General features: G+C 54.5%; 15 protein-coding genes. 5 read left to right on the top strand and 10 right to left on the bottom strand.

The window, feature by feature from the left end; genetic code table 11:
- Positions 1 to 268 precede the first annotated feature (268 nt).
- The 4 genes from INF58_RS07900 to INF58_RS07885 all read left to right on the top strand — a co-directional run bounded on the left by INF58_RS07900 (position 269) and on the right by INF58_RS07885 (position 3856).
- Positions 269 to 1444: an MFS transporter gene (locus INF58_RS07900; protein WP_193527462.1), complete on the top strand. Its 1176-nt coding sequence runs from the start codon at positions 269 to 271 to the stop codon at positions 1442 to 1444.
- Positions 1413 to 2384 carry an HTH-type transcriptional regulator YidZ gene (gene yidZ / locus INF58_RS07895; RefSeq protein WP_193527461.1) on the top strand — a complete coding sequence of 324 codons (972 nt, stop codon included), beginning with the start codon at positions 1413 to 1415 and terminating at the stop codon, positions 2382 to 2384. The genes INF58_RS07900 and yidZ overlap by 32 nt, the downstream gene beginning before the upstream one ends.
- A gap of 122 nt (positions 2385 to 2506) precedes the next feature.
- Positions 2507 to 3253: a 4'-phosphopantetheinyl transferase superfamily protein gene (locus tag INF58_RS07890; protein WP_063868604.1), complete on the top strand. Its 747-nt coding sequence runs from the start codon at positions 2507 to 2509 to the stop codon at positions 3251 to 3253.
- Positions 3254 to 3289: 36 nt separating this feature from the next.
- Positions 3290 to 3856 (top strand): NADPH-dependent FMN reductase, encoded by a 567-nt coding sequence (locus tag INF58_RS07885; RefSeq protein ID WP_003861147.1) that lies wholly within the window; start codon positions 3290 to 3292, stop codon positions 3854 to 3856.
- 91 nt (positions 3857 to 3947) lie between these two features.
- Here INF58_RS07885 and adeP read toward each other — a convergent pair whose 3' ends face one another.
- On the bottom strand, positions 3948 to 5285 hold the full coding sequence (gene adeP / locus INF58_RS07880) for an adenine permease AdeP (protein ID WP_139152660.1): 1338 nt from the start codon (positions 5283 to 5285) through the stop codon (positions 3948 to 3950).
- A gap of 165 nt (positions 5286 to 5450) precedes the next feature.
- On the opposite strand from adeP, the gene yieH reads away from it, so the two are divergent.
- Positions 5451 to 6116, top strand: coding sequence for a 6-phosphogluconate phosphatase (gene yieH, locus INF58_RS07875; protein WP_022649879.1), 666 nt, complete (start codon positions 5451 to 5453; stop codon positions 6114 to 6116).
- A 44-nt stretch (positions 6117 to 6160) separates the two neighbouring features.
- On the opposite strand, the gene phoU is transcribed toward yieH, so the two are convergent.
- The 9 genes from phoU to INF58_RS07830 all read right to left on the bottom strand — a co-directional run bounded on the left by phoU (position 6161) and on the right by INF58_RS07830 (position 15957).
- Positions 6161 to 6886, bottom strand: a complete 726-nt coding sequence (gene phoU, locus INF58_RS07870; RefSeq protein WP_003861153.1) for a phosphate signaling complex protein PhoU — start codon at positions 6884 to 6886, stop codon at positions 6161 to 6163.
- 26 nt (positions 6887 to 6912) lie between these two features.
- Entirely contained in the window at positions 6913 to 7686 is a 774-nt protein-coding gene (gene pstB / locus INF58_RS07865) for a phosphate ABC transporter ATP-binding protein PstB (protein WP_003861154.1), read from the bottom strand.
- Between the two features lie 47 nt (positions 7687 to 7733).
- Positions 7734 to 8624, bottom strand: coding sequence for a phosphate ABC transporter permease PstA (gene pstA, locus INF58_RS07860; protein ID WP_003861156.1), 891 nt, complete (start codon positions 8622 to 8624; stop codon positions 7734 to 7736).
- The gene (pstC, locus tag INF58_RS07855; RefSeq protein WP_022649877.1) at positions 8624 to 9583 is read right to left on the bottom strand and encodes a phosphate ABC transporter permease PstC; all 960 of its coding nucleotides are present in this window, start codon (positions 9581 to 9583) and stop codon (positions 8624 to 8626) included. The genes pstA and pstC overlap by 1 nt, the downstream gene beginning before the upstream one ends.
- 127 nt (positions 9584 to 9710) lie before the next feature.
- On the bottom strand, positions 9711 to 10751 hold the full coding sequence (pstS, locus tag INF58_RS07850; RefSeq protein WP_063452042.1) for a phosphate ABC transporter substrate-binding protein PstS: 1041 nt from the start codon (positions 10749 to 10751) through the stop codon (positions 9711 to 9713).
- A 247-nt stretch (positions 10752 to 10998) separates the two neighbouring features.
- Positions 10999 to 12057, bottom strand: a complete 1059-nt coding sequence (locus tag INF58_RS07845) for a fimbrial protein (RefSeq protein ID WP_063868596.1) — start codon at positions 12055 to 12057, stop codon at positions 10999 to 11001.
- A 12-nt stretch (positions 12058 to 12069) separates the two neighbouring features.
- Positions 12070 to 14589, bottom strand: coding sequence for a fimbria/pilus outer membrane usher protein (locus tag INF58_RS07840; RefSeq protein ID WP_193527460.1), 2520 nt, complete (start codon positions 14587 to 14589; stop codon positions 12070 to 12072).
- Positions 14590 to 14613: 24 nt separating this feature from the next.
- On the bottom strand, positions 14614 to 15300 hold the full coding sequence (locus INF58_RS07835; protein WP_193527459.1) for a fimbrial chaperone: 687 nt from the start codon (positions 15298 to 15300) through the stop codon (positions 14614 to 14616).
- Positions 15301 to 15384: 84 nt separating this feature from the next.
- Positions 15385 to 15957, bottom strand: coding sequence for a chaperone-usher fimbrial major subunit (locus INF58_RS07830; protein WP_193527458.1), 573 nt, complete (start codon positions 15955 to 15957; stop codon positions 15385 to 15387).
- Positions 15958 to 16078: the final 121 nt, after the last annotated feature.

Genomic DNA, 16078 nt, shown 5'->3' with positions numbered 1-16078 from the left:
GAGTATTACGTTGTGTAACAAGCGAACTTTCTGCAGTAGAAGTACTGATTATTCATTATATACTTTTATGTCCTTGAATGTGCCCATAGCCATGTCTTCAAGGTAACGTATCGCTGATAGATTAACGAGTTAGTTCGATTTTCCAGCTTCTGTATCGTTTCCGCTAATTAATGGTGATTTCCTCTCAGGAAATCACCATTGTCCAAATGGCAACTCGCCTAATCCCTTTTCACCCCCTATTCTGCATGCCTGCATCTATGGGGGGTTTATGGCGCGTTTTCTGTTTTGTAGTTTCGCATTAGTTCTGCTTTATCCGTCCGGCATTGATATGTATCTGGTGGGATTACCGCACATCGCACGCGATCTGGGTGCCAGCGAAGCGCAGCTGCACATCGCGTTTTCGGCCTACCTCGCAGGAATGGCGTCGTCGATGGTCTTTGCCGGCAAGATCGCGGATAAGGCTGGCCGTCAGCCCGTCGCAATAACCGGAGCCATCATCTTTGCCCTGGCCTCTCTTCTCTGCTCACAGGCGCAGAACAGCACCGTGTTCCTTTCAGGACGCTTCGTCCAGGGCATTGGAGCCGGCGGCTGTTACGTGGTGGCGTTTGCCATTTTGCGCGACACCTTAAGCGCCCAGCGCCGTGCTAAAGTGCTCTCCATGCTGAACGGGATAACCTGCATCATTCCGGTGCTGGCACCGGTTGTAGGCTATCTGATCATGCTGAAATTCCCGTGGCAGAGCCTGTTCTGGACCATGGCTGCAATGGGCACTCTGGTCTTTGTGCTGTCGATCGCCGTACTGAAAGAGACCCACCCGGGCTCGCAGAATCCCAGCCATACCGCGACCATTCATCCGGCAGAGAAACTTCTCAATCGCTTTTTCCTCAGCCGTCTGGCCGTAACCACGTTAAGCGTGGCGGTGATCCTGACGTATGTAAACGTTTCCCCGGTTTTATTGATGGAGACCATGGGCTTCGATCGCGGTGAGTATTCAACGGTGATGGCATTAACCGCCATGGTCAGTATGGCCGTCTCATTTTCTACCCCCTTTGCGCTGAATCTTTTCCGCCAGCGCACGCTGATGCTGACCTCGCAGGTGCTGTTTCTCGCCGCAGGCGTGGTTCTGGCCAGCACCAGCTCGCATGCGCTGATGCTGGCGGGCATTACCCTCATCTGTGCCGGGTTCTCGGTTGGCTTCGGCGTGGCAATGAGTCAGGCGCTTGGCCCGTTCTCACTGCGGGCTGGCGTGGCGAGCTCGGTGCTGGGCATTGCGCAGGTCTGCGGGTCGTCGCTGTGGATTTGGCTGGCGGCAGTGATCGGCCTTCACGCGCTGAATATGCTGATCGGGGTGCTGATTGGCTGTAGCATACTTAGCATTATCTTACTTATGGTCATCCAGCCCGCGGCGCACTATGAAGAAGCCCATCAGCAGTCTCGATCTTAATCTTTTACTCTGTCTGCAACTGTTGTTGCAGGAGCGCAGCGTCACCAAAGCCGCGAAGCGGATGAACGTGACGCCGTCCGCGGTGAGTAAATCGCTGGCGAAGCTGCGCGACTGGTTCGACGATCCGCTGTTTGTGAAAACGCCTTTAGGGCTACTGCCCACGCCGCTGACGGTGAGCCTGGAACAGGACCTGGCCGACTGGATGCAGATTGGTAATCAGATTGTCGATAAATCCCACCATAGCTCTCCTGGCGGGCTCAAGTTTGTGCTTGCCGCCGAAACGCCGCTGATGCTGATTCGCTTTAACACCCTGCTGGCGCAGGTGAATCAGCGCTACCCGCAGGCGACGGTGAAGTTGCGCCAGTGGGATTACGATTCGCTGGACGCCATTACGCGCGGGGAGGTCGACCTCGGTTTTACCGGCCGCGAAACGCACCCGCGCTCCCGCGAGCTGCTGAAGCTGATGCCATGGTTTATTGACTACGAAATCCTGTTCAGCGACCGTCCGTGCGTCTATTTGCGAGAAGACCATCCGGCACTTCGCGAAGCGTGGAACCTCGAGACGTTTCTGCGCTACCCACACATCAGCATCTTCTGGGAGCGCAGCGATACCTGGGCGCTTGATGAGGTGCTAAAGGAGATGGGCCGCGAGCGCAACGTCGCCATGTGCCTGCCCGGCTTTGAACAGTCGATGTTTGTGGCGGCCCAGCCGGACCACAACTGCATTGCCACTGCGCCTTACTACTGCCATCACTACAATCAACTCCACCAGCGTAAACTGGTCTGCCTTCCCATTCCTATCGATGAGGCACAGGCAGAAAAGTTGACCGTCCCCTTCACGCTCATCTGGCATAAGCGGAACAGCCATAATCCGAAAATTATCTGGCTGCGCGAAACCATAAAAGCCCTGTATACCGCGCCAGGTCAGGTTTTTGCCTAAGATAATGTAAAGTTCGGTCCTCAGGCTTCTCTTATTTCTATTTACTGATTAAAACAGAAGCTGAGTTAAGCGATAATCATGTAACCGTTTAACCGACTACGACCATTATCAAGGAGCGAAAAATGGCTACGCACTTTGCACGAGGAACATTAGCGGAAGGGCATCTCGTATCGGCCAGAATGTCTTCAGCCTGCCACAGTGAGGCGCTCAAGCTACCTGAACACCGCAGGACGCGGTTTTTAGCCTCCAGAGCACTTCTCGCAGAACTGCTTTTTATGCTGTACGGCACCAGCGAATTACCGGACATACTCACCCAGCCAGAAGGTCGCCCGGTTTTTGCGGACCCGGCACTCCCCCATTTTTCCATTGCGTACACCGGCAACATTGTTGGCGTCGCGCTGACCACCGAAGGCGATTGCGGGCTGGATATGGAGTTGCAACGCGTCACGCGCAGCTTCCACGGGGCTAACGCGCTTGATGAATACCCGCTCTCCAGCAATGAAATGCTGTGGATACGTAACCAGAACGACCCCGTTGAAGCCAGAGCGCAGCTCATTACCCTTCGCCAGAGCATCCGCAAACTGAGCGGTGCGGCGTCAGACGACGCCAGCCTGTTGCAGCTGCTGCCTGGCTCCGGACGCCTGCGGGCCACAAAAGCCTCGCTGGTAGAGGCGCTCAGCGACGCTGAGGACGTGTTGATCTGGTCTGTTGCGGTGAGTCCCGCCATCGAACGGCTGAAAATCTGGGAATTTGACAGTATTCGCGGTTGGCGTAGTCTTCCGGATGTCCCCGAGCGCGCCAACGAGCCCGCCGCGCGCCTGATGCGATTAACCAGTTTACCGGCAGAAAAAGCATACACCCATAGCTGATCCGTCCAGGATCATCATGATGAAACAGGAGTAATCATGTCTGATACGTTGAAAGTTGTTACGTTACTGGGAAGCCTGCGCAAAGGTTCTTTTAACGGGATGGTTGCCCGTACGCTGCCGCAGCTGGCGCCTGCGGGAATGGAAATCAGTGCCCTGCCGTCTATTGGCGACATCCCGCTTTATGATGCTGACGTTCAACAGGAAGAAGGGTTTCCGCAGAGCGTGGAAGCGATAGCCGAGCAGATCCGCCAGGCTGACGGCGTGGTGATTGTAACGCCAGAGTATAACTACTCGGTGCCGGGTGGCCTGAAGAACGCGATTGACTGGTTATCCCGTTTACCGGAGCAGCCGCTGTCAGGCAAACCGGTGCTGATCCAGACCAGCTCTATGGGCGCCATCGGCGGCGCGCGCTGCCAGTATCACCTGCGTCAGATCCTGGTATTCCTGGATGCGATGGTCATGAACAAGCCGGAATTTATGGGCGGTGTGATTCAGAACAAGGTCGACCCGCAGACGGGTGAAGTGGTGGATCAGAGCACGCGTGACCATCTGTCTGGCCAGCTGACCGCGTTTGGGGATTATATTAAGCGGGTTAAAGCCTGATAAAAAAGCCCGGTGGCGCTAGCGCTTACCGGGCCTACACGCGTCAGTAGGTCAGGTAAGCGAAGCGCCATCTGACACCACAAACCGCACCTTAGTGCGCGTCAATAAACACAATCTTCAGCACAAACAGCAGCGCCACAATCATCACGCACGGGCTGAGTTCGCGGAAGCGACCGGTACCGATCTTCATCACACAGTAAGAGATAAAGCCCAGCGCGATCCCTTCGGTGATCGAGAAGCTGAACGGCATCATCACGGCTGTAATAAAGGCTGGCACCGCTTCGGTTAAATCTTCCCACTTCACGCGCGCCAGGCTCGAGGTCATCAGCACGCCGACATAAATCAGCGCACCCGCCGCCGCGTACGGTGGCACCATCCCGGCGAGTGGAGAGAGGAAGATCACCAGCAGGAACAGCAGACCCACCACCACCGCCGTCAGGCCGGTACGGCCGCCCACGGAGACGCCGGAAGAGGATTCAATGTAAGCGGTAACAGACGAGGTGCCGATGAAAGAACCCGCAACGGAAGAGATGCTATCCACATACAGCGCCTGCTTCATGCGCGGGAATTTGCCTTTCTCGTCCGCCAGACCCGCTTTGTCCGTCACGCCAATCAGCGTACCGGAGGAGTCAAACAGGTTGACCAGCATGAAGGAGAAGATCACCCCCGCCAGGCCCAGGTTCAGAGAGCCCGCCAGATCAACGTGACCAATCACGGTAGAGACGCTCGGCGGCGCAGAGACAATACCGCTGTAATGCACGTCACCCAGCATCCAGCCCAGCAGCGTGGTCACGATGATAGAGACCAGCACCGCAGCGTGGATGTTGCGCGACGCCAGGATCGCGATGATGAAGAAGCCCAGCACGCCCAGCAGCACGCTGTGCGAGGTCAGGTTACCGATGCTCACCAGCGTTTCCGGGTTCGCCACGATCACACCGGCGTTTTTTAGCCCCATCATGCCGATGAACAGACCGATACCGCTGGTGATACCCACGCGCAGGCTCACCGGGATATTGGCAATCATCCAGTAGCGGACGCGGAAGATGGTCAGCAGCAGCAGGCCGACCGCACCCCAGAAGATAGCGCCCATACCAACCTGCCACGGCAGGCCCATCGCCTGAACCACCACGAACGCGAAGAACGCGTTCAGACCCATCGCCGGGGCCAGCGCCACGGGCAGGTTAGCGAAAACGCCCATCAGAATGCTGCCAAGGGCCGCGATCAGACAGGTGGTAACAAAGACGGCGCTGGTGTCCATGCCAGCCACGCCCAGAATTTGCGGGTTCACAAAAACGATGTAGACCATCGTCAGGAAAGTAGTAAAACCGGCGATCACTTCGGTGCGTGCCGTTGTGCCGTGCTCGCGCAGTTTGAATACGCGCTCAAGCAGACCCTGACCAGATGTCTGGGTTGTGTGTTGTTGACTCATCATCAATTTCCGAACAAGGAGGGAAAATTCGTCGCTATCCTATACCAAAATGCGACAATAGTGGCGGTTACGGGATACTTTTTTCATTGATTTTGCTTATACGGCAACGATTGCGTCTCGTAAATCTGTCGTACGTAAACGTTAAACTTGTTAAAAGGGAAGGGCATGTCCGGAATTGAAGCGGTATTTTTCGACTGTGACGGTACGCTGGTCGACAGTGAGGTCATTTGTTCCCGCGCGTATGTCGCCATGTTCCAGGAATTTGGCATTACGCTCGATCTCGAAGAGGTGTTCAAACGCTTTAAGGGCGTGAAGCTGTACGAGATCATCGACATCATTAACGAAGAGCACGGGGTGGATCTGGCGAAAGCGGATCTGGAACCGGTGTACCGCGCCGAGGTCGCACGCCTCTTCGACGCCGAGCTGGAGGTTATCGCCGGCGCTAACGCGCTGCTTGATGCGATGACGGTGCCGATCTGCGTGGTCTCTAACGGCCCGGTCAGCAAAATGCAGCATTCGCTCGGCAAGCTGGACATGCTGCACCACTTCCCGGAAAAACTGTTCAGCGGCTACGATATCCAGCGCTGGAAGCCCGATCCGGCATTGATGTTCCACGCGGCGAAGGCGATGAACGTCAACGTGGAGAACTGCATTCTGGTGGATGACTCGTCTGCGGGCGCGCAGTCGGGGATTGATGCAGGAATGGAAGTGTTTTACTTCTGTGCCGACCCGCACAACAAGCCGATCGATCATCCAAAAGTGACGACCTTCACCGACCTGGCACAATTGCCAGAGTTGTGGAAGGCGCGCGGGTGGGATATTACGCGTTAAGCTAACGTAGGGCGGGTAAGCGCTAGCGCCACCCGCCACAAACATCACTCTTTCGGATCTTTACCCGCCAGCAGCTTGTCCAGCTCGTCGCCGCCCACGTGACGGAAGTCCTGCCCCTTCACGAAGTAGAAAATGTATTCACAAATGTTCTGGCAGCGGTCGCCGATACGCTCGATTGAGCGCGCGCAGAACAGCGCGGTCAGCACGCTTGGAATGGTACGGGAATCTTCCATCATGTAGGTCATCAGCTGACGCACAATGCCTTCGTATTCCTGGTCAACTTTCTTGTCTTCACGGTAGATACGCACCGCTTCGTCCAGATCCATGCGCGCAAAGGCGTCCAGCACGTCGTGCAGCATCTGCACGGTGTGGCGACCGAGAGACTCCAGGCTGACCAGCAGCGGCTGGTGCTGCTGAGAGAATTTCTCCAGCGCGGTGCGGCAGATTTTATCCGCGACGTCGCCAATACGCTCCAGCTCGGCGATAGTTTTGATGATCGCCATGACCAGACGCAGGTCGCTCGCGGTCGGCTGACGCTTGGCAATGATGCGCACACACGCTTCGTCGATGGCGACTTCCATCATATTGACGTTGTGATCGCCTTCGATAACGCGCTTCGCCAGCTCGCTGTCCTGGTTGTGCATCGCCGTGATCGCATCAGAAAGCTGCTGCTCGACCATGCCGCCCATGGTCATCACCTGGGTGCGAATGCTTTCCAGCTCTGCGTTAAACTGGCCGGAAATGTGTTTATTAAGATTGAGGTTGTCCATGGTTTCTCCACATGCACTAAGGCAAATCAACCGTAGCGGCCAGTAATGTAATCTTCGGTTTGTTTCTTCGCGGGCCGGGTGAACAGCGCGTCCGTATCGCTGAACTCAATCAACTCGCCCAGGTACATAAACGCCGTGTGGTCAGAACAACGGGCAGCCTGCTGCATGTTGTGGGTGACGATCACTACGGTGTAATCCTGCTTCAGCTCGGTGATCAGCTCTTCAATACGCCCGGTTGAGATCGGGTCCAGCGCTGAGCACGGCTCATCCAGCAGCAATACTTCCGGGCGAATGGCGATACCGCGCGCAATGCACAGACGCTGCTGCTGACCACCGGAGAGAGAGTACCCGCTCTGGTGAAGTTTATCTTTGGTTTCGTTCCATAATGCGGCCTTGGTCAATGCCCACTGCACGCGCTCGTCCATGTCCGCACGGGAGAGCTTTTCAAACAGTCGCACGCCAAAGGCGATGTTGTCATAGATCGACATCGGGAACGGCGTGGGTTTCTGGAACACCATCCCCACCTTCGCGCGCAGCAGGGCGATATCCTGGGTATTGGTCAGGATGTTGTCACCGTCCAGCAGAATTTCACCTTCCGCACGCTGCTCCGGATAGAGCGAATACATTTTGTTGAAGGTGCGCAGCAGCGTGGATTTACCACAGCCAGACGGACCGATAAATGCCGTGACCTGGTTCTTCGCGATATCCAGGTTGATATTCTTCAGGGCATGGAATTTGCCGTAGTAGAAGTTCAAATCACGAACCTGAATCTTACCCGGGGCAGTATCAACCATACTCATTGACTCATTTCCTCATTCGGCGCCGCGATGTGCCGCGCCGTAAAAATTTAACCGTGTTTCTTCTTCGCGAAAATGACGCGCGCCAGAATGTTCAGCAACAGTACGCAAAGGGTGATGATCAGCACCCCGGCCCAGGCCAGCTGCTGCCATTCCGCGAATGGGCTCATCGCAAATTTAAAGATCGTCACCGGCAGGTTGGCGATCGGCTGCATCATATCCGTGCTCCAGAACTGGTTGGAGAGCGCGGTAAACAGCAGCGGTGCGGTTTCACCGGCAATACGGGCGATAGCCAGCAGGATACCGGTCATGATCCCCGAGACGGACGCTTTCAGGGTGATTGCCGAAATCATCTTCCATTTCGGCGTGCCCAGCGCGTAAGCCGCTTCACGCAGGCTGTCCGGCACCAGTTTCAGCATGTTTTCAGTGGTACGAATAACGATAGGCACCTGCAACAGCGCCAGCGCAATCACACCTGCCCAGCCGGAGAAGTGTTCCATTTGCGCCACCACGATGGTGTAAACAAACAGACCCACAACAATCGATGGGGCAGACAGCAGAATGTCGTTAATAAAACGGATGACTTCAGCGATCCAGGATTTACGGCCATACTCCGCCAGATAGATACCCGCCATGATGCCCAGCGGCGTACCGAAAACGGTCGCCCACAGGATCAGCAGGCCGCTACCCGCCAGGGCGTTTGCCAGACCACCGCCCGCCGTGTTCGGCGGCGGCGTCATCTCGGTGAACAGCGCCAGGGACATTCCATCGATGCCGCGGGTGATGGTGGACATCAGGATCCAGATCAGCCAGAACAGGCCGAACGCCATCGTGGCCATGGAAAGCGTCAGCGCAATGCGGTTTTTAATCCGGCGCTTTGACTGCATTTTGCGACGGGATTCCGCAAGCTGAGCGGTGTTTTGCATGTCGAGAGTCGCCATTAGCGTGCCCCCTCGTTTTTAGCCAGACGCATAATCATCAGCTTGGAGATAGCCAGTACGATAAAGGTGATAACAAACAGGATCAGGCCCAGCTCCATCAGCGCGGCAACGTGCAGCCCGGATTCCGCTTCGGCGAATTCGTTCGCCAGCGCAGAGGTAATGCTGTTGCCCGGCATGTACAGAGAGACGCTGTCGAGCTGGTAGGTGTTGCCGATGATAAAGGTCACCGCCATGGTTTCACCCAGCGCGCGGCCTAAGCCCAGCATGATGCCGCCGATCACCCCATTTTTGGTGAACGGAAGGACGATGCGCCAGATAACCTCCCAGGTGGTGCAGCCGATACCGTAGGCCGACTCTTTCATCATCACCGGGGTTTGTTCGAAGACATCGCGCATAACCGCCGCAATGTACGGAATAATCATGATGGCGAGGATCACGCCAGCCGCCAGAATACCGATACCGAATGCCGGGCCAGAGAACAGGGCGCCCACAAACGGAACGGCAGAAAGCACGTTACCGACCGGCTCCTGGAAGTACGTTGCAAACAGCGGAGCAAAGATAAACAGGCCCCACATGCCGTAAACGATACTTGGAATGGCCGCCAGCAGTTCGATGGCAATACCCAGCGGGCGTCGCAGCCAGCCCGGCGCCAGCTCCGTCAGGAACAGGGCAATACCGAAGCTTACCGGCACCGCAATCAGCAGGGCGATAAAGGAGGTTACCAGCGTGCCGTAAATCGGCACCAGCGCACCGTAGATATCGTTCGGTGCATCCCACTCTTTGGTCCACAGGAAGGCGAAACCAAATTTCTGGATGCTCGGCCAGGAGGAAAAGATCAGGGACACGATAATGCCGCCCAGCAGCAATAGCACAATCAGCGCAGCCAGTTTCACCAGGGCGCTGAAAATCATGTCACCTTTTTTACCCGGAGGGTTAAATGCAGGCTTGGTTGCAGCCATAAATTACTCTTCTTTTTGAGACGTCTTACGAATATGCCCGGTGGCGCTGGCGCTTACCGGGCCTACAGGATGAACCGTAGGGCGGGATCGCTGCGCGCCACCCGCCATCTTCGTCAAAAATATCCTGTTAGTACAGCGCTTTACCGCTGCTGTCTTTCACGTTGGTTTTCCATGCAGCGCGAATCTGCTCAACCACGCTGTCCGGCAGGCTGGCGTAGTCCAGGTCGTTAGCCTGTTTGCCGCCGTTTTTGTATGCCCAGTCGAAGAATTTCAGTACTTCTGCACCCTGCTCAGGTTTCTTCTGATCTTTGTGGACCAGAATGAAGGTGGTAGAAGTGATTGGCCACGCATCGTCGCCTTTCTGGTTAGTCAGGTCCTGCGCGAAGGATTTGCTCCAGTCAGCGCCTTTTGCGGCGTTAGCGAAGTTCTCTTCGGTCGGGCTAACCGGTTTGCCGTCAGCAGAAACCAGTTTGGTGTAAGCCAGGTTGTTCTGCTTCGCGTAAGCGTATTCTACGTAACCGATAGAGCCCGGCAGACGCTGTACGAAGGCAGCGATGCCGTCGTTACCTTTACCGCCCAGACCGGTTGGCCAGTTAACGGTAGAGCCGGAACCGACTTTGGATTTCCACTCTTCGTTCACTTTTGCCAGGTAGCTGGTGAACACGAAGGAGGTACCGGAACCGTCAGCGCGGCGAACCACAGCGATGTTCTGCGAAGGCAGCTTAACGCCCGGGTTCAGCTTAGTGATGGCTTCGTCGTCCCATTTTTTGATTTTGCCCAGGTAGATGTCGCCCAGGGTTTTCCCGTCCAGCACCAGCTCGCCTGATTTCAAGCCAGGGATGTTAACGGCCAGCACAACGCCGCCGATCACGGTCGGGAACTGGAACAGGCCTTCCTGATTCAGTTTTTCATCAGACAGCGGAGCGTCGGATGCGCCGAAATCAACGGTATTCGCGGTAATTTGTTTTACGCCACCGGAGGAGCCGATACCCTGATAGTTAACCTTGTTGCCGGTTTCTTTCTGGTAGGTATCCGCCCATTTGGCATACACCGGCGCAGGGAAGGTTGCACCAGCGCCAGTCAGGCTTGCTGCTGCGAAGGCAGAGAAAGCGCTCAGGGATAAGGTCGCGGCGACAACAGTTGCGACAGTGGTACGCATAACTTTCATAATGTCTCCTGCAAGGATTTCGTAAATCATTGTTTAAGTGGCTACGATGAGCAAAATAGGACAAACAGGTGACAGATAAATGTACGAATTATGACAGTTTTATGACAATCAACGCATTTGCGTTAAGTGCATGATTTAAATATAAATAAAATCACATCCTTGTCATGATAATGTCACACTGAGATGCGTTAAGCCTGGTTCAAAGACGGGAATATGACAACGGCTGTCATAAACAGCCGTCGTGAGATCAGTTAGAAAATTCCAGAGTTATGGTGGCATCCGCGTTAAACGTGCCGGGCGTCGGTCTCGCTCCGGTAGCGCTGGCCGGTGCGGCAGAGAACGTAATAGTGCCATTACTTCTTCCGCCAATAATGCTTGTAGAGCCCATCTCCGTTTTGAGCGCGCCGCCGTTCACCATCACCGGGTCGCCGTTTGTATCATAGATTTTGATCCCCACGTCGTTGTTTGACGTTGAAACCATCGTGCTGTCGGCGCTGGCTGCCGTAGCGTTAAAATCAGCGTTCACCTTTTGCGAGCGGTCCAGACCGGAACAGCTCACCGTAACGGTTTTCTCAATTTTTTTACTGGTTATCGATGTGCCGGGCGTGGCGGAAAATTCAGAGGCGGGGATCTGACCAAAATCGATATTAATCACCTGCCCGTCGTTAATTTCGCACTGCTGGGACGCAATGATTGAGCCTTTAATCCTGACTTTTGCGATCGCCTCTCCCCTGGGCAAATCATTAGATATTCCGCCGTAGACTAGGGCGACATCGGTCAGGGGAATCGTGACCAATCCGGTGATCGATTTTCGAATATAAAACGAGAGCATCGAAGACGTTCCGGTATCAAGCGTAATATCGTTTGACGAACCACAGGTGTGAGAGGCCGTACTGCGATTAGAAACGTGCTCAAAAGGAATCGCCGTATAACCCACGTTTTTGATGAAGATCTTTACGCCGACATCGAGATATTCATTTAAATTGTAATAAGAGACCTCACCAATCTTTTTATCAAATACGAGACCGCCAGTTGGGTCCGCCGTGTAGTAGATTGCCGAAAATCCCTTATTAAGCCGGTGCTTTGAATCGCAGGAACAGTTGACCTGATAGCTGTCGCTGGCCGTCGCCTCGGCGACATCCACCATCGTCTTTCCCGGAACGTTATCTTTAGCGCTAATACTCGTTTGGGGAAAATTCAGGTTAAGCACATGCGTGCCTGAAGTGGTCGTGCAGGTTCCTGCCACCTCAGCGAACGCCGTCGGGCTGGCCAATATCAGCAGGCCAGCGATAAGTAAGCTCTTCATCTAAAATCCTTTTTAGTTACATACTACGGTTTGTTGGACCAGCGATGCTCCGGTCTGAGGGGAAATATGGAACGGTGCCCGGCATTCCACGCCGTTACCCGCCCCCCACCGCAGCGCAAAAGTACCCTCTTCCGGAACGCCAGACAGGTAAAGTTGCCCGTTTTCTCCCACGATGCCCGTCAACAGTTCGCCTTTACTTTCGCCGTTCGCGACGGCACCAAACGGTGCAGGCTTGCCGTTTGCCAGTATGACGTTGAATAGCACCCGATAACCCAGGTGGGTCAGAAACTCTGCTTTGACAATCGCCCCGCGGGTCGGAACAAGATCGATCACGCTATTTTCAAGCTCCACGTTGGCTAGGGAGAAATAGTCGTTGTCGATGGCAACACGGTTTTCGTCATAAGGATTAAGCTGGGTTTTCACCGCATAACCGCGCCAGTCGGTGGCTACGCCAGAGGTGTTTTCAACGGCTAGCCCCGACGCGCCAGGCGTTTTGATCAGCGCAACCGTCTCTCCAAGCTGCTGCGAGAACGTGACGCCTTCACCGTGCACAATAACGCCCCCGCGCGCGCCGAAATTAAGGTGTTCGGCGTTTGCGCTGTAGGCGTAGCTGCCGTCCAGCGTGCCGTAAGTGCCGTTATAGGTCATCGCAAGGTTGCTGGCATCCGCTGCGCTATCGCCTGTCCAGGATTGTTGCAGGTTATACGAGAGATTATCCCGTTCCAGCAGCGTTCCGCTTAACCCCACCTGATGGGATGCCTGCGCATTGTCGTTTTGCGTCATGGCATAGTTGAGGTAACTGTTTTTCGCCCAGCCGGACAGCGGAACCGAAAGAGAAAACATAAAGATATTTTCACCCCCGTTGTTATCCTCATCTTCGCTGGCGCTGTCGTGGTGCGTCGCGCTATCGGTGTAGCTCCACGACACGTTCCAGGAAACCATGCCGAGATTGTTGCTGTAGCCCGTCTGAATCAAGCGCTCTACCGCGTCGGTTTGCCAGTACTGTTGACGGCTCAGCGTCAGATAAACGTTCCCCCAGCCGCGTCCAAAAGACTGCGTCCATGTTCCCTCCAGACGGCTACGGCGGTTGCCCGTTTCCCAAAAATCACTTTCATCTCCCTGACGCGATGACCACTCGTTAAGGGTATAAAAACCCTGGGTAGAATAGCGGTAGCCCACCAGCCTGAAATTCGTGTCGGTGGCATCAATACGCTTGGAGTATAAGAAACGATAGGATTGCCCCTGGGATTCATCGCCCTCATCAAACCGGGCTTTCGCCTGCGTCACGTCCATAGAAAGCGCACCAAACGCGCCCAGATCTTTACCCACGCCCAGCGCCGCCGCGCGGTACTCGTCCGCCAGTTGCACGCCGCCATAAAGCGTGACGCCGGCTGGCAGCCCGCGCATGATTTGCGCCTGCATGACGTTTGGGGTAAAGCGAGTGTCTTCCCGCATTTCGCCAATGCTGACGTCGAAGTCGGTTTGTCCTTCACGTTTCAGAATGGCCAGTGAAGCATAAGGCTGGATAAAATGTTGCTCGCTGCCGTCCTCTTCTTTGATGGTCACGTCCAGATCCCCACCCGAGCTGGTGGTATTGAGATCGGTAAGGGCAAACGCCCCCTGCGGCACAGCAGACTGATAGATGACGTAACCGTTTTGCTTGATCGTCACCATGGCGTTGCTTTTCGCTACGCCGCGCACCACGGGTGCGAAGCCGTTCATGCTGGCGGGCAGCATGTCATCATCGGTGTAAAGCCGCACCCCGCGCAATCTGGCACCCTCAAAAACATCGCTTGCCGACCAGGTATCGCCCACCATGAACTGGCTGCGCAGCCCGGGAATATCACGCTGTAGCCACGAACTGACGGAGTGATATTCTGCATTGCCGCCTTCAGAGCTGAACGTGCTGTAGTTGCGTACCCGCCAGGCACCGAGATTCAGACCATTTTGCAGGTTGAGGTAATAGCTATCCGCCGTGTCGTCGTAGTCAGAGCGTACGGTATGGGAGCCTGAAAAATCATAATTAACCGAAAGCGCATTGATCCCCTGGTCCCAGCGTTCGGGGCTGATATAGCCCATGGCATAGTTGTCAAGCCAAATCTGAGGTATCACAATATTGAGCGTCAGCTTGTCCGTATCGAACTGCCATACGGAACCTTCAACAAGCGGCCCCGGCGCGACGCAGGCATCGTCATCAATGTTTGTAAGCGCTTTGATGGCATCCGCTTTTACACCGAACGCTTTCAGCTGGCTGGACAGGTGGGTGAAGCAGGGCTGAATCTCCCCCTCCGGCTTATCCGCTATAAATGTGACCTCGCGGCGCTCACGTTTTTTCCCGTTAATAAGGATATCCACTTTGTACGTGCCGGGTGGCAGCGTGTTTGCGCGATCGAACTGATGAATATCGATACCCGCCGGATGGTCAATCTCCAGCAAGGCGGGGTTAAAGAAGGCTTCTTTCGCCTGTAGCTGGCAAGCCAGCAGAAGCAGCGCCCCGGAGGCAAAGAGAACGTGAACAGGTGAACCGGCCATCTCGCATCATTCCTTGTTTTGCACTTAAAGGGAGAGATTCAGAGGCTCGCTAATCGCACCGTAGTCATTGATAAAACGCCAACGAAGCGTTTTGCCAGCCGCCCCTGCGGGTAAAGGCAGCTCTAGCTTCTCGAAGGGTTTGAGCATATTGAGCGGAACTTCTTTGCCGTCGACGAACACATCCATCACGTTGATATGAATTGGAGCTGGGTTTTCTATTTGCAGATGGTTTCCCACGCGATGCCATTTCACCTTCATATACGCTTTTTCGGGCGTCATATTGAGCGCCGCCGGGCGCCAGAACAGTTTGATTCGGGTTTTTATGGCAATTTCCATCGTGTTGCTATCCGCACTGCTCCCGGATGGTGGAATATTTTTGATATTCAGCCAGAAAACCGACTCCCGATCTTCGGGAAGCGCACCCTTGGTTTTAATAATGCGCAGGATTTTTTCCTGCTGCGGCTCCAGACGTGAAACCGGTGGAATAGCCGTGAAGGGAGGTGGGGTAGTCTCTTTTTTATCAAATGGCTCAACCCAAACCTGGATCAGGTAGGGAACGTTTGCCTCTTTATTGAAGATAGAAAACGTTTCATCAGCGCGATCGCTATTAAAAATCACGCGGGTGCCGCCGATAATGACCCCAGCCCAGGACGAAGACATATTCAAAAGACAAATAACAACGAACAGCGACTTAATAAGATTGCACAACATAATTTCATCCGTGAAATGAGCCTGCTAAAGGAAAATTCGCCAGTACTCTCGCTTTTAACGTCAGCAGGCCCGGGCGAAAATCGATTACTTCATGTATTCGATGGTGAACTGTGAATCAGCGTTAGCCGTGCCTGGCGTAACGGTGGCAGAAGTAGAGATATAACGCGCGATAAACTTCAGCTCTGCATTACCGGAATCAATAGTTGTATAAGAGGAATCTTTGTACAGCTTAACCTGTGAGTTATCAGCGCGGTTATAGATACGAATTGCCACGCCCGTCGCCGCAGTCTCTGTACCCTCACCGGTATAATCACCTGGAGTCGATGCAGTTATCGGGGTGCCGATGGCCAAATCACCATTGCCGTCAGAGGCTTCGGTGCCGTCAAAACGCGCTGCCGCCTGAGTGTAAGTGGGCGGGCAATTTTCCAGCTTAATACTAAATTCGGTGGGAGCCGCAGTGGAGCCGACAATCGGGCCAAAAGCCGATCGGTTCACCTTACCCAGGGCAACGGTCTGGCCAATAGTATCCGTGGTGACTTCACAAGCGCTGTCAATAACCTCACCGGTAAAATGCACCACGCCATCAGACGCGAGCGCCTGGTTTGCCATAAACAGTGAGCACAGAACAAAAGAACCTGTAATCCAATTACGTTTCATTACCACTCCGTTAAATCATGATTAATTCATTCATAAAACAAATATCAGCGAAAGAATTCTTCGCCTGAATGAGATTATATTTTATTAAGATTAACGGACAAAATCGGGAGCAGATAAGAAC

Origin of the sequence: Enterobacter cloacae complex sp. P24RS, assembly GCF_014982165.1 — a bacterium.
GTDB lineage: Bacteria > Pseudomonadota > Gammaproteobacteria > Enterobacterales > Enterobacteriaceae > Enterobacter > Enterobacter quasihormaechei.
The sequence above is the reverse complement of the archived record's forward strand: the minus strand, read 5'-3'. Positions and strand labels throughout refer to the sequence as shown.

Excerpts from the sequence above, each read along its gene's own strand:
- INF58_RS07835 (WP_193527459.1), bottom strand. The coding sequence starts at position 15,300 with ATGTTGTGCAATCTTATTAAGTCGCTGTTCGTTGTTATTTGTCTTTTG.
- INF58_RS07845 (WP_063868596.1), bottom strand. The coding sequence starts at position 12,057 with ATGAAGAGCTTACTTATCGCTGGCCTGCTGATATTGGCCAGCCCGACG.
- pstC (WP_022649877.1), bottom strand. The coding sequence starts at position 9,583 with ATGGCTGCAACCAAGCCTGCATTTAACCCTCCGGGTAAAAAAGGTGAC.
- INF58_RS07890 (WP_063868604.1), top strand. The coding sequence starts at position 2,507 with ATGGCTACGCACTTTGCACGAGGAACATTAGCGGAAGGGCATCTCGTA.
- pstB (WP_003861154.1), bottom strand. The coding sequence starts at position 7,686 with ATGAGTATGGTTGATACTGCCCCGGGTAAGATTCAGGTTCGTGATTTG.
- yieH (WP_022649879.1), top strand. The coding sequence starts at position 5,451 with ATGTCCGGAATTGAAGCGGTATTTTTCGACTGTGACGGTACGCTGGTC.
- INF58_RS07885 (WP_003861147.1), top strand. The coding sequence starts at position 3,290 with ATGTCTGATACGTTGAAAGTTGTTACGTTACTGGGAAGCCTGCGCAAA.
- yidZ (WP_193527461.1), top strand. The coding sequence starts at position 1,413 with ATGAAGAAGCCCATCAGCAGTCTCGATCTTAATCTTTTACTCTGTCTG.
- pstA (WP_003861156.1), bottom strand. The coding sequence starts at position 8,624 with ATGGCGACTCTCGACATGCAAAACACCGCTCAGCTTGCGGAATCCCGT.
- adeP (WP_139152660.1), bottom strand. The coding sequence starts at position 5,285 with ATGAGTCAACAACACACAACCCAGACATCTGGTCAGGGTCTGCTTGAG.
- INF58_RS07840 (WP_193527460.1), bottom strand. The coding sequence starts at position 14,589 with ATGGCCGGTTCACCTGTTCACGTTCTCTTTGCCTCCGGGGCGCTGCTT.
- phoU (WP_003861153.1), bottom strand. The coding sequence starts at position 6,886 with ATGGACAACCTCAATCTTAATAAACACATTTCCGGCCAGTTTAACGCA.
- INF58_RS07830 (WP_193527458.1), bottom strand. The coding sequence starts at position 15,957 with ATGAAACGTAATTGGATTACAGGTTCTTTTGTTCTGTGCTCACTGTTT.
- INF58_RS07900 (WP_193527462.1), top strand. The coding sequence starts at position 269 with ATGGCGCGTTTTCTGTTTTGTAGTTTCGCATTAGTTCTGCTTTATCCG.
- pstS (WP_063452042.1), bottom strand. The coding sequence starts at position 10,751 with ATGAAAGTTATGCGTACCACTGTCGCAACTGTTGTCGCCGCGACCTTA.